The sequence below is a fragment of the Puerhibacterium sp. TATVAM-FAB25 genome, from assembly GCF_046535855.1.
GTDB classification, from domain to species: Bacteria; Actinomycetota; Actinomycetes; order Actinomycetales; family Cellulomonadaceae; genus Puerhibacterium; species Puerhibacterium variabilis_A.
This window is the reverse complement of sequence record NZ_JAXUAK010000012.1, coordinates 14,807-27,634: the sequence shown is the minus strand read 5'-3', so window position 1 is coordinate 27,634 and position 12,828 is coordinate 14,807. Positions and strand designations below refer to the sequence as shown.

Sequence of the window (12,828 nt, the reverse complement as noted above, 5' to 3'; positions counted from 1 at the left end):
GAGCTGGAGATGACCGCAACGGTCGAGTCCCGACCCGAGTCCCGACCCGGGTCCCGACCCGGGTCCCGACCCGAGTCCCGTCAGCGCCGACGCCGCCGCCCGGCGTGGGTGCCCTACCTGCCGTACCTGATCCCGGGGGCCGTGGCGTTCGTCGTCGTGATCGGCTACCCGTTCGTCACCAACGTCTACATCAGCCTCTTCTCGTGGCGCGGCGGCATGTCACCGCTGCGGTGGGTGGGCCTCGGCAACTACGCCGAGCTGATGCAGGACACCGCGTTCTGGACGTCGTTCACCAACTCCGTGGCGATGATCGCCGCGATGGTGGTGGCGCCCACGCTCATCGGCCTGGTGCTCGCGGCGGTGCTGTTCGACTACCTGGGCCGCCGGTTCGGCGGCCGGGTCGCCGCGGTGCTGCGCGCCACCTACTACCTGCCTCAGATCCTGCCCGTCGCCGTCGCCGGCGTGCTGTGGAACTGGATCCTCAACTCCCAGACCGGCGCGCTCAACGTGGTTCTGCGGAGCCTGGGCGTCGACAGCCCGCCGAACTGGCTGGGCGACACCTCCACGGCCCTGCCGACCGTGGCCGCCGTGCTCGTGTGGGTGCAGATCGGCTACCCCGTCGTCATCTTCATGTCCGCGCTGCAGCGCGTGGACCCGGAGCTGTACGAGGCCGCGGAGCTCGACGGCGCCGGCTGGTGGCGGCGCTTCCGCGCGATCACGCTGCCGCAGATCCGTCCCGAGACCTTCGTCGTGACCCTCACCTGCACCGTGGCGGCGCTCAAGGTGTTCGGCCCGATCTACGTGCTGACCCGCGGCGGCCCCGAGAGCTCGACCCTCGTGCCGAGCTACTACTCGTACCTGAACTTCTTCGACAAGTCGAAGGTGGGCTACGGCGCCGCCGTCGCCACGGTGCTGACGCTCGTGATCATCGTCGTGGCCGTCGTCATCCTCGGCCTGCAGAACCGCGCCCAGCGGCGCGAGGAGGAGGGGCGCTGATGTCCACGCTCACCGCACCCGTGACGGCCCCGGCGCCGTCCACCCCGTCGAGGACCCGCCGCCCCTCGCGCCAGGACGAGCGGCACCGCCGCGGCGTCGCCCGCTGGTTCGTCCTGGCGGCGGCGGTCCTCGCGGCGCTGGTCATGCTGGCGCCGTTCGTGATCATGGTGCTCAACGCGCTCAAGTCGCCGCAGGACTACTCCCAGAACGGCCCGCTCAGCCTGCCGACGCAGCTGTACCTGGACGGCGTCACGACCTTCTGGGAGCGCACGGAGTTCCCGGTCAAGCTGTGGAACTCGTTCTTCATCTCCGGCGTCGTGGCGCTGCTGGGCACGCTGCTGTCGCTGCTGAACGCCTACGCGATCGGCGTCGGGCGCATCAAGGGCCGGCTGTGGATCGTCACGCTGTTCCTGCTGGCGAACATGCTGCCGCAGGAGGCGCTGATCTACCCGCTGTTCGACATGGCCCAGAAGGTCGGCCTGTCCAACTCGCAGTGGTCGGTGATCATCATCTTCACCGTCATCCAGTCGGCGTTCGGCACCTACCTGCTGGCCTCGGTGCTCGGCACGTTCCCGCCCGCGCTGCTCGAGGCCGCGGCGCTCGACGGCGCCGGCCGCTGGCGCATCCTGTGGAAGGTCGTCTTCCCGATCGTGCGCCCCACCCTCGGCGTGCTGATGATCTTCTTCTTCATCTGGACGTGGAACGAGTTCTTCATCCCGCTGGTCATGCTGACCACCGGCGACACCCAGACCGTGCCGATCGCGCTCGCCTCCCTGCAGGGCGACCGGATGATGGACGCCCCGACGACGAACGCCGGCGCGCTGATCTCCCTGCTGCCCGCGCTGGTCTTCTTCCTCATCTTCCAGCGCACGCTGACCCGCGGCGTCACCGCCGGCTCCGTGAAGTGACCGGCCCGGCGTGACCGCAGCATTCCTCACCGACGAGACCCGAGAGGGTGACGCATGAAGTTCACCGACGGCTACTGGCAGACCCGCCGTGGCATCAGTCCGCTCTACGCCGTGGAGGTCGACGACGTCCGCGTCGACGAGGCCGCGGGCACCATGACGGTGTACGCGCCGACCGCGGTGATCCGCGGCCGGGGCGACACGCTCAACCGGCCGATGGTGACGGTGACGTACTCGTCGCCGGCGCCGGGCGTCGTGGCCGTGGACGTCGTCCACCACGCCGGCGCGGCCGCGCCGGGCCCCGCCTTCGCCGTCACCGGCGCCGCCGGCTTCCGGCCGGTGGTCAAGGTCGACGAGGCGGCCGGCGTGCTGGAGACCGGCGGGCTGACCGTGCGGGTGCACCGCGGCGGCCGCTGGCACGTCGACTTCGAGCAGGACGGGCGGGTGCTGACCTCGAGCCTGCCGAAGTCGGTGGGCGTGATGACGGCCGAGGCCGGCGAGCAGGCGGGCACCTCCTGGGTGCACGAGCAGCTCACGCTCGACCCGGCCGAGCACGTCTACGGCCTGGGCGAGCGGTTCGGCCCGTTCGTCAAGAACGGCCAGGTCGTCGACGTCTGGAACGAGGACGGCGGCACCTCCAGCGAGCAGGCCTACAAGAACGTGCCGTTCTACGTCACGAGCAAGGGCTACGGCGTCTTCGTCGCCCACCCGGAGAAGGTCTCGCTCGAGGTCGCCTCCGAGGTCAACACCCGCGTCCAGCTCTCGGTCGAGGGCCAGCGCCTGCGCTACTACCTCGTCGGCGGGCCCACGCCCAAGGACGTGCTGCGCCGGTACACCGCCCTGACCGGCCGCCCCGCCCGGGTGCCCGGCTGGTCCTTCGGCCTGTGGCTGTCGACGTCGTTCACCACGAGCTACGACGAGGCGACCGTCACGAGCTTCATCGACGGCATGGCCGAGCGCGACCTGCCGCTGAGCGTCTTCCACTTCGACTGCTTCTGGATGCGCGAGTACCAGTGGTGCGACTTCGAGTGGGACCCGCGCACGTTCCCGGACCCCGAGGGCATGCTCGCCCGCCTGCACTCCCGGGGCCTCAAGGTCTGCGTGTGGATCAACCCGTACATCGGCCAGCGCTCGCCGCTGTTCGCCGAGGGCGCCGCCAAGGGCTACCTGGTGCGCACCACCGACGGCGGCGTGTGGCAGTGGGACATGTGGCAGGCCGGCATGGGCCTGGTCGACTTCACGAACCCCGAGGCCACCGCCTGGTACCTCGGCCACCTCGAGCGCCTGCTCGACCAGGGCGTCGACTGCTTCAAGACCGACTTCGGCGAGCGCATCCCGGTCGACGACGTCGTCTGGCACGACGGCTCGGACCCGCGCAAGATGCACAACTACTACGCGCACCTGTACAACGAGGCGGTCTTCCGCCTGCTGGAGCGCAAGCGCGGCACCGGCGAGGCCGTGCTGTTCGCCCGCTCCGCCACGGCCGGCGGCCAGCAGTTCCCCGTGCACTGGGGCGGCGACTGCGACTCCACCTACGCCTCCATGGCCGAGTCCCTGCGCGGCGGGCTGTCCCTGGCGATGTCCGGCTTCGGCTACTGGAGCCACGACATCGGCGGGTTCGAGGGCACGCCCGACGCCGGGGTGTTCAAGCGGTGGCTCGCGTTCGGCCTGCTGTCGAGCCACTCGCGGCTGCACGGCTCCGGCTCCTACCGGGTGCCGTGGGCGTTCGACGACGAGGCGGTCGAGGTCACCCGGAGGTTCACGCGCCTCAAGCTCTCGCTGATGCCGTACCTGGGCCGGCTGGCCGAGGAGGCGCACGCCGAGGGCGTGCCGATGATGCGGCCGATGGTGCTGGAGTTCCCGGCCGACCGCGGGGCGCAGCCGGTGGACATGCAGTACATGCTCGGCGACGCGCTGCTGGTGGCCCCGGTGTTCACCGCGGACGGTACGGTCGAGTACTACGTGCCCGAGGGCACGTGGACGCGGCTGGTCGACGACGTCGACGGCTCGCACGCGGCCACGGTGACGGGCCCGCGCTGGGTGACGGAGGAGCACGGCTTCACGTCGCTGCCGGTGCTGGTGCGGCCGGGCACGGTGCTGCCGGTCGGCGCGCGCGACGACGCGCCGGAGTACGACTGGGCGGACGGCGTGACGCTGCGCTGCTTCGAGCTGCCCGTAGGACACGACGAGGAGGTCACGGTGCCGGGTGGGACAGGACGGGACGCGGCGTTCCGGGTGCGACGGACGGCGGACGCCGTCGTCGTCACGACGACGGACGCGCCGGGGGAGTGGGGCGTCGAGGTCGCGGGCCGGCAGGCCCGGGCGACCGGCGCCGGCGAGCTGCGGGTGGTGGTCGCGTGAGCGCGCAGGCGCAGGCGCAGGGCGGGACGCCGGGCGGCCGGACGTTCCCCGACGACTTCGTGTGGGGCACCGCCACGGCGGCCTACCAGATCGAGGGCGCCGCCGCGGAGGGCGGCCGCGGCCCGTCCATCTGGGACACCTACTCGCACACGCCGGGCCGCACGCTCGGCGGGGACACCGGGGACGTGGCCGACGACCACTACCACCGGTGGGAGGAGGACGTGGAGCACCTGGCCCGCCTCGGCGTCGACGCCTACCGGCTGTCGATCTCCTGGCCGCGGGTGCAGCCCGGCGGACGCGGGGAGCTCAACGCCGAGGGCGTGGCGTTCTACGTGCGGCTGCTCGACGCGCTGATCGCGCGCGGCATCCGCCCGGTGGTGACCCTGTACCACTGGGACCTGCCGCAGGAGCTGGAGGACGCCGGCGGCTGGGCGAACCGGGAGACGGCGTACGCCTTCGCCGAGTACGCCCGCCACATGGCGCGCGAGCTGGGCGAGCGGGTGGACACGTGGACCACGCTCAACGAGCCCTGGTGCTCGGCCTACCTGGGCTACGGCTCGGGCGTGCACGCCCCGGGGCGTACGGAGCCTGAGGCGGCCCTGCGCGCGGTGCACCACCTGAACCTGGCCCACGGCCTGGCCTCGGCCGCGGTGCGGGACGTGCTGGGCGAGGGCACGAGCACGTCGGTGACGCTCAACCTGCACGTGGTGCGCCCGGAGGACCCGGAGCGCGACGCGCTCGCGGTGCGGCGCATCGAGGCGCTGGCCAACGGGGCGTTCCTGGGCCCGATGCTCGAGGGCGCCTACCCGCAGGACCTGCTCGACACCACGGCGGCCGTGAGCGACTGGTCGTTCGTGCAGCCGGGCGACCTCGAGCTGGTCCGCCAGCCGATCAGCGTGCTCGGCGTGAACTACTACTCCCCGGTCACCGTGCGGCTGTTCGACGGCACGGGGGAGCGCTCCGAGGACGATGGGCACGGCGCCTCGGCGCACACCCCGTGGATCGGGGTCCAGGACGTGGAGTTCGTCCAGGTGCCCGGCCCGCGCACGGCGATGGGCTGGGGCATCGACGCCACGGGCATGTCCGAGCTGCTGGTCTCGCTGGCCAAGCGGTACCCGGACGTGCCGCTCATGGTCACGGAGAACGGCGCGGCGTTCGACGATGAGGTGACCGTCGAGGCGGACGGCACGCGGCGGGTGCACGACCCGCGGCGGGTGGCCTACCTGCACGACCACGTGGCCGCCGTGGGCGACGCCCGCGACGCCGGCGCGGACGTGCGCGGGTACTTCGCCTGGTCGCTGATGGACAACTTCGAGTGGGGCTACGGCTACTCCCGGCGCTTCGGGCTGCTGCACGTCGACTACGGCACGCTCGAGCGCACCTGGAAGGACTCCGCGCACTGGTACCGCCGCCTGGCCGCCACGGGCACCCTGCCCGCGGTGACCGACGTCGACCCGCAGCCCTGACGCGCGCCCGGCGCGCCGGTCCACCCCGGTGGCCGGCGCGCCGAGCGGGTGATCTTTCGCACCACCGGACGGCCCGGAGCGCCCCCGCGCGGCGAGCTCCGGGCCGTCGTCGCGCCCGGGTGCCGGCACGCCGCCACGGGCCGGGTCTCGCGCTCCGAGACGCCCGCGGATCCCCACACCCTGTGGACCTCGCGCGTGCACCGGCTGTGGACGACCGCGCCCGAACGGCGGCGCGGCGCGGCCCGCGCGGGCCGGGCCCTGTGCACACCGGGGCGCGGACCGTGCACGGCGCGGTGGACGGCGCGCGACGGTGCCGGCGGGGCCGCCGACGGCGAGACGCGCCGGCGCCGCCACGGGGCCGTGTCGGTGGCCGGTGGGACGATGAAGCATGGACCGACAACGAGGACGCGACACGCCGCGACCACAACATCTCGTTGTTGCCTCGGCTCCGGGCACTAGGTGTAGTGTCTGAGTCCTGAGGGGCCACCAGGCCCTTCCGCGAACCACATCACTGTAGTTTCACGGCCGTCGTTCCTCCCGCAGCCCTCCCGCCGCCGCCCGTCCACCGGGTCCGGCCGGGGCCCGCGGGGCACGCGGGACGGGCCGGGAACCACCACCGACCAGCACCCGCGAGGGGCTCAGACAGGAGACGGACATGAGCGTCACGGTCTACAGCAAGCCGGCCTGCGTGCAGTGCGACGCGACCTACCGGGCCCTCGACAAGAAGGGCGTCGAGTACACGGTCGTCGACATCACGCAGGACGCCGAGGCGCTGGAGATGGTCCGTGGCCTCGGCTACCTGCAGGCGCCGGTCGTCGTCTCCGGCGACGACCACTGGTCGGGCTTCCGCCCGGACAAGATCGGCGCTCTCGCGAGCGCCCGCCAGGCCGCGACGGCCTGATGACCGCGGGCCGGGCCTGCGGGCCCGGCCCCTGCGCTCCGCGCGAGCGCCGCGGCCCGCGGGCCGCCGTCACGAGTCCGTGCGTGCCCCCGGGCACGCGCCGGGGACACGGGTCAGGGGAGGGGTGACATGACGGCTCTCGTCTACTTCTCCAGCGTGTCGGAGAACACGCACCGCTTCGTCCAGCGCCTCGGCCTCGAGGAGCTGGGCATGGCGGTCCACCGCATCCCGCTGCGTCCCGCGGACGGCTTCCTGACCGTCGACGAGCCTTACGTGCTCATGGTGCCCACCTACGGCGGGGGCAACGAGGGCGGGTCCGTGCCGCGGCAGGTGGTCAGGTTCCTCAACGACGCGCACAACCGCTCGTTCATCCGCGGCGTCATCGCCGCGGGCAACACCAACTTCGGCGCTGCGTACTGCATCGCCGGCGACATCATCTCGGCGAAGTGCCAGGTCCCGTACCTGTACGCCTTCGAACTCCTGGGGACAGCCGAGGACGTCACGCGCGTCCGAAGCGGATTGGGACGATTTTGGCAACGACAGTCTCTGATCTCGGCGTGAGCGCGACGCCGGCCGCCGCGGGCGAGCCGGTGGCGGTCCAGAACCTGCAGATGGACTACCACGCGCTCAACGCGATGCTGAACCTCTACGGTCCGGACGGGAAGATCCAGTTCGAGAAGGACCGCGAGGCCGCGCGCCAGTACTTCCTGCAGCACGTCAACCCGAACACGATCGAGTTCGACACGCTCGAGGACAAGCTGCGCTACCTCGTCGAGAACGAGTACTACGAGGGCGAGGTCCTGGCGAAGTACTCGCCGGCGTTCGTCAAGGAGCTGTTCCAGCTCGCGTACGCGCACAAGTTCCGCTTCGACACGTTCCTCGGCGCGTTCAAGTACTACACCTCGTACACGCTCAAGACGTTCGACGGCAAGAAGTACCTGGAGCGCTTCGAGGACCGCGTGAGCATGGTCGCGCTCGGCCTGGCCGACGGCGACGAGCAGCTGGCCCGGGACATCGTCGAGGAGGTCGTCACCGGCCGCTTCCAGCCCGCGACCCCGACGTTCCTCAACGTGGGCAAGAAGCAGCGCGGCGAGTTCGTCTCGTGCTTCCTGCTGCGCATCGAGGACAACATGGAGTCCATCGCGCGCGGCATCAACTCCGCCCTGCAGCTGTCCAAGCGCGGCGGCGGCGTGGCCCTGCTGCTGAGCAACATCCGCGAGTACGGCGCGCCGATCAAGCAGATCCAGAACCAGTCGTCCGGCGTCATCCCCGTGATGAAGCTGCTCGAGGACTCGTTCAGCTACGCCAACCAGCTCGGCGCGCGCCAGGGCGCCGGCGCGGTGTACCTGCACGCCCACCACCCGGACATCCTGCGGTTCCTGGACACCAAGCGCGAGAACGCGGACGAGAAGATCCGCATCAAGACGCTGTCGCTCGGCGTCGTCATCCCGGACATCACGTTCGAGCTGGCGAAGCAGAACAAGCCGATGCACCTGTTCAGCCCGTACGACGTCGAGCGCGTCTACGGCCAGCCGTTCGCCGACATCTCCATCTCGGAGAAGTACGACGAGATGGTCGCGGACGACCGCATCCGCAAGACCACCATCGACGCCCGCGACTTCTTCCAGACGCTGGCCGAGCTGCAGTTCGAGTCGGGCTACCCGTACATCATGTTCGAGGACACGGTGAACAAGGCGAACCCGATCAAGGGCCGCATCACCCACTCGAACCTGTGCTCCGAGATCCTCCAGGTCTCCACGCCGTCGACCCTCAACGAGGACCTGTCCTACGACGAGGTCGGCCGGGACATCTCCTGCAACCTCGGCTCCCTCAACATCGCCAAGGCGATGGACTCCGCCGACTTCGGCAAGACCATCGACACGGCGATCCGCGCGCTGACCGCGGTCTCGGACCAGTCCAGCATCGAGTCGGTGCCGCCGGTGCGGAAGGCCAACGAGATGGGCCACGCCATCGGCCTGGGCCAGATGAACCTGCACGGCTACCTGGCGCGCGAGCGGATCTTCTACGGGTCCGAGGAGGGCGTCGACTTCACGAACATCTACTTCTACACGGTGGCCTTCCACGCCATCGCCGCGTCCAACCGCCTCGCCATCGAGCGCGGCCGGGCGTTCGGCGGGTTCGAGGACTCGAAGTACGCCACGGGCGAGTACTTCGACAAGTACACCGAGCAGGAGTGGAAGCCGGCCACGGCGCGCGTCGCGCAGCTGTTCGCCGACGCCGGCGTGCACATCCCCACGCAGGACGACTGGCGCGCGCTCAAGGCCTCGGTCATGAAGCACGGCATCTACAACCAGAACCTGCAGGCCGTGCCGCCGACGGGCTCGATCAGCTACATCAACAACTCCACGTCCTCGATCCACCCGGTCCCGGCGAAGATCGAGATCCGCAAGGAGGGCAAGCTCGGGCGCGTCTACTACCCGGCGCCCTACATGACGAACGACAACCTGGAGTACTACCAGGACGCGTACGAGATCGGCTACGAGAAGATCATCGACACCTACGCCGCGGCGACGCAGCACGTCGACCAGGGCCTGTCGCTGACGCTGTTCTTCCCGGACACGGTCACCACGCGCGACGTCAACAAGGCGCAGATCTACGCCTGGCGCAAGGGCATCAAGACGCTGTACTACATCCGCCTGCGGCAGATGGCCCTCGAGGGCACCGAGGTCGAGAACTGCGTCAGCTGCATGCTCTGACCCGACCCCACGCCTGACGACGGGCCGGGGGGGGGGCGCCCCCCCGCCCCCCCCCCCCCCCCCCCGGCGCCCCCCCCCCCCCCCCCCCCCCCCCCCGCCCCCCCCCCCCCCGGGCCCCCCCCCCCCCCCCCCCGCCCCCCCCCCCGCCCCCCCCCCCCCCCCGCGCGCCCCCCCCCCCGCCGGCGGCCCCCCCCCCCCCCCCCCCCCCCCCCCCCCCCCCCCCCCCCCCCCCCCCCCCCCCCCCCCCCCCCCCCCCCCCCCCCCCCCCCCCCCCCCCCCCCCCCCCCCCTTCTCCCCCCCCCCCCCCCCCCCCCCCTGTGCCTTGGGGGTTTGTGTGTTTTTGGGGTGTGGTCGGCCCCGCGGGGGCGGGGGGGGGGGGCGCCCCCCCCCGGCCCCCCCCCCCCGACCGGCCGTCGTCGCCCCCCACCTCCCGCCCCACGTCGAAAGCACACAGGGACCATGTCACCCACGGGCAAGCTCAAGCTCATCGACCGCGTCACCGCGATCAACTGGAACCGCCTCGAGGACGAGAAGGACCTCGAGGTCTGGGACCGCCTGGTCGGCAACTTCTGGCTGCCCGAGAAGGTGCCGGTGTCCAACGACATCCAGTCGTGGGCGACGCTGTCCGAGGCCGAGAAGCTCATGACCACGCGCGTGTTCACGGGCCTGACGCTGCTCGACACCATCCAGGGCACCGTGGGCGCGGTCTCGCTCATCCCGGACGCGCTGACCCCGCACGAGGAGGCGGTGTACACCAACATCGCGTTCATGGAGTCGGTGCACGCGAAGAGCTACTCCTCGATCTTCTCGACGCTCATCTCCACGCGCGAGATCGACCAGGCCTTCGAGTGGTCGGAGAACAACCCGAACCTGCAGCGCAAGGCCGAGATCGTCCTCGACTACTACCGCGGCGACGACCCGCTGAAGCGCAAGGTCGCCTCGACGATGCTCGAGTCGTTCCTGTTCTACTCGGGCTTCTACGCGCCGATGTACTGGTCGAGCCGCGCCAAGCTCACGAACACGGCCGACCTCATCCGCCTGATCATCCGCGACGAGGCCGTCCACGGCTACTACATCGGCTACAAGTTCCAGAAGGGGCTGCAGCTGGTCAGCCAGGCCGAGCAGGACGAGCTCAAGGCCTACACGTTCGAGCTGCTCTTCGAGCTGTACGAGAACGAGGTCGAGTACACCGAGGCGCTGTACGGCGAGCTCGGGCTCACCGAGGACGTCAAGAAGTTCCTGCGGTACAACGCCAACAAGGCGCTGATGAACCTCGGCTACGAGCCGCTGTTCCCCAAGGACGAGACGGACGTCAACCCGGCGATCCTCGCCGCGCTGAGCCCGAACGCCGACGAGAACCACGACTTCTTCTCGGGCTCCGGCTCGTCCTACGTCATCGGCAAGGCCGTCGACACCACGGACGACGACTGGGACTTCTGAGACTTGTCTCAGACCCGGTAGCCGTACCGGCTGGCCAGAGGCCCGGAACCGCAGAATTCTGCGGTTCCGGGCCTCTTTGCGTGCCGGCTCTCCATGGACACCGATGAGTGCCCGCGCCGTGGCCGGAGGAACATGATCACCATCAGCGGCGCCCACTGCAGTGCTTCGGGCAGATACCGCGGTTCGGCTGCGACCGCGAGGATGGCGAACGGCACATAGCTGAGCAGCGAGGGGGCGGCCGCGCCGGCAAGGGCCCACCACAGGACGGACAGCACGGGCCGAGGCTAGAGCGCCGTGCTCCCGGGTCCTCGCAGGCCGACGTGCAACGGCCGGGTGGTGGCTGATGTGGCCGTCACGACGGCCCCACCGCGGCCATGCAGCGGGGCGATCAGGGCCATCTGATGTCGAGCAGCGTCAGCAGCGCCGCGATCGCGTAGGGCACCGATCCGGCGGCCAGACCGGTACCGAGAGCCACCAAGAAGATCCGACGTCGGGTGATCCACAGGCGCGTGCCGACGAGCGCGATCACGATGCCGGCAGCAGGAGCGCTCCAGAACAGCATGGGGGACGTGAGCAGTCCGGCGGCCGTAGCCACCCAGAAGACCCGGCTCCGCAGGAGTGCTTCCCCGACGCCCGGGGTCTGATCGGCTCGCCCCTGAACCATGTCCACAGTCTGACGGGGAATGGGGCATGGTCGCGGCGCGATCCCGCGGTAGTCGCTGCGGGCCTCGTGGCCGACGGGATCGCGGTGCCGGGCATCTGTGCGTGTCTAGCCCGAGCTCGATGTCTCCCTCAGCTCGGCGGCCCCGTCGCGCACCCAGAGCTCCTGTCCGGGACAGAGGTCACCTCGCACCTCGATGATCCTCCCGTCGGGGTACGTCACCAGGAAGGGGCCGTCGTAGCACGTGCTCGACGGGATGCTCGCGCCACCCGTCGCGGGGACGTCCACGACGCCGTCAGCACCGAGGTCGGCCATGGCCTCCTCGTCGGTGAACCGGACGGACACGTCGTCCTCGGTGTCGTTCCGCAGGTCGACGTGCCCGGTCTCGGCGCATCCCGCGAGGAGCAGTGCACCCAGCACGGCGACTGCCCCTGCTGCTCGAACGTCTCTCACGGCCACTGCGGTCTTCCTCAACCATGGTCGGGACGAGGTGAAACGTAGCTCGCGGACCGGCGGCGGCAGCGGCTTGACCCGTGGTGATCCTGCGAGGGCTTCGGAACGCCGTGGGAGGAAGTCCGGGAGGTCAGGTCCCTGCCTCCGCGATCGCTCGCGTGCCCGCGCCGATCGACGTCGCGGCGTCGGCGGCCCGTGCGGCGAGGTCCTCCACGGCGTCGATGGCCGCCTCCGCCTCCGCGAACGTCTCGAACACCAGGATCCGCCGGGTGCCGTCGATGCGGTCCATCAGCTCCGCGGAGCCCGCGATCTCGGCGGCGAGGTCGCGGCCGACGTCGGTCGTGGCGACGTCTGGCGCCTCGTGCAGGGCGATCTGGGCGACGAACCCTGCGCGCCACAGGTCACGGCCCGACGTCGCCGCCGCGGTGGCGGCGTCCCGGTACTCCTGCGCGTAGGCCTCGAGCCGTCGCTCGGTGGACGCGTGCACGCCCATGACGACGCCCACGGCACCGACCGCCGCGACCAGGCCGGCGGCGAGCGCCCGCCGCGCGCGCCGGACCTGCCCACGGGTCTGGGCCTCGTCGGCCTCCGGCGCCTCTGCGCTCAGCGGCACCTGCACGGGCGGTCCCGACAGTGCCGTCCCGCGCGGCCGGACCACCACGACGTCCTCCACGGACGCGAGTCTGCCCGGAGCGGTGCGAAGCTCACGCCCGACACCCCGCGCGGCGCCGCGCCTCGCCAACCTGGTGCCACGTCTCCGCTCCGGCGACCTGGCACAGCGCGCGGCGCAGCGAGGCCCCGGGTGGTGCACGCCTGGCTCAGGCAGCGTCCTGCGGACGGCGTGCCGCCCTCGCGGCGAGCGCGAAGCCGCCCCGTGCGACGGACGCGACGGCGGTGAGGAGCCGCAGCGGCTCGTCGAGGGTGGCGC

At 71.3% G+C, this 12,828-nt stretch carries 12 protein-coding genes; 8 read left to right on the top strand and 4 right to left on the bottom strand.

Going from position 1 to position 12,828, the window contains the following annotated elements; all coding sequences use genetic code 11:
- Positions 1-9: 9 nt before the first annotated feature.
- From U5M74_RS11750 to nrdF, 8 genes are all read left to right on the top strand, one after another.
- The gene (locus U5M74_RS11750; protein ID WP_410909136.1) at positions 10-996 is read left to right on the top strand and encodes a carbohydrate ABC transporter permease; all 987 of its coding nucleotides are present in this window, start codon (positions 10-12) and stop codon (positions 994-996) included.
- Entirely contained in the window at positions 996-1,904 is a 909-nt protein-coding gene (locus U5M74_RS11745) for a carbohydrate ABC transporter permease (RefSeq protein WP_410909135.1), read from the top strand. The genes U5M74_RS11750 and U5M74_RS11745 overlap by 1 nt, the downstream gene beginning before the upstream one ends.
- Before the next feature lie 54 nt (positions 1,905-1,958).
- Entirely contained in the window at positions 1,959-4,262 is a 2,304-nt protein-coding gene (gene yicI, locus U5M74_RS11740) for an alpha-xylosidase (RefSeq protein WP_410909134.1), read from the top strand.
- Positions 4,259-5,728 carry a GH1 family beta-glucosidase gene (locus tag U5M74_RS11735; protein ID WP_410909133.1) on the top strand — a complete coding sequence of 490 codons (1,470 nt, stop codon included), beginning with the start codon at positions 4,259-4,261 and terminating at the stop codon, positions 5,726-5,728. Before yicI ends, U5M74_RS11735 begins: the two co-directional genes overlap by 4 nt.
- 655 nt (positions 5,729-6,383) lie before the next feature.
- Positions 6,384-6,629, top strand: coding sequence for a glutaredoxin-like protein NrdH (gene nrdH / locus U5M74_RS11730; protein WP_069983025.1), 246 nt, complete (start codon positions 6,384-6,386; stop codon positions 6,627-6,629).
- 129 nt (positions 6,630-6,758) lie between these two features.
- Positions 6,759-7,190 carry a class Ib ribonucleoside-diphosphate reductase assembly flavoprotein NrdI gene (gene nrdI / locus U5M74_RS11725; RefSeq protein WP_410909132.1) on the top strand — a complete coding sequence of 144 codons (432 nt, stop codon included), beginning with the start codon at positions 6,759-6,761 and terminating at the stop codon, positions 7,188-7,190.
- Between the two features lie 50 nt (positions 7,191-7,240).
- Positions 7,241-9,346: a class 1b ribonucleoside-diphosphate reductase subunit alpha gene (gene nrdE / locus U5M74_RS11720; protein WP_410909200.1), complete on the top strand. Its 2,106-nt coding sequence runs from the start codon at positions 7,241-7,243 to the stop codon at positions 9,344-9,346.
- 459 nt (positions 9,347-9,805) lie between these two features.
- Positions 9,806-10,786, top strand: a complete 981-nt coding sequence (gene nrdF / locus U5M74_RS11715; protein WP_159794971.1) for a class 1b ribonucleoside-diphosphate reductase subunit beta — start codon at positions 9,806-9,808, stop codon at positions 10,784-10,786.
- 8 nt (positions 10,787-10,794) lie between these two features.
- Here nrdF and U5M74_RS11710 read toward each other — a convergent pair whose 3' ends face one another.
- The 4 genes from U5M74_RS11710 to U5M74_RS11695 all read right to left on the bottom strand — a co-directional run bounded on the left by U5M74_RS11710 (position 10,795) and on the right by U5M74_RS11695 (position 12,573).
- A complete protein-coding gene (locus U5M74_RS11710; RefSeq protein WP_410909131.1) occupies positions 10,795-11,061 on the bottom strand; it encodes a hypothetical protein in 267 nt (88 codons plus the stop codon).
- Between the two features lie 113 nt (positions 11,062-11,174).
- Positions 11,175-11,450: a hypothetical protein gene (locus U5M74_RS11705; RefSeq protein ID WP_410909130.1), complete on the bottom strand. Its 276-nt coding sequence runs from the start codon at positions 11,448-11,450 to the stop codon at positions 11,175-11,177.
- A 105-nt stretch (positions 11,451-11,555) separates the two neighbouring features.
- Positions 11,556-11,867 (bottom strand): hypothetical protein, encoded by a 312-nt coding sequence (locus U5M74_RS11700; RefSeq protein WP_410909129.1) that lies wholly within the window; start codon positions 11,865-11,867, stop codon positions 11,556-11,558.
- Between the two features lie 163 nt (positions 11,868-12,030).
- Positions 12,031-12,573 carry a hypothetical protein gene (locus U5M74_RS11695; protein ID WP_410909128.1) on the bottom strand — a complete coding sequence of 181 codons (543 nt, stop codon included), beginning with the start codon at positions 12,571-12,573 and terminating at the stop codon, positions 12,031-12,033.
- Between the last annotated feature and the right edge of the window lie 255 nt (positions 12,574-12,828).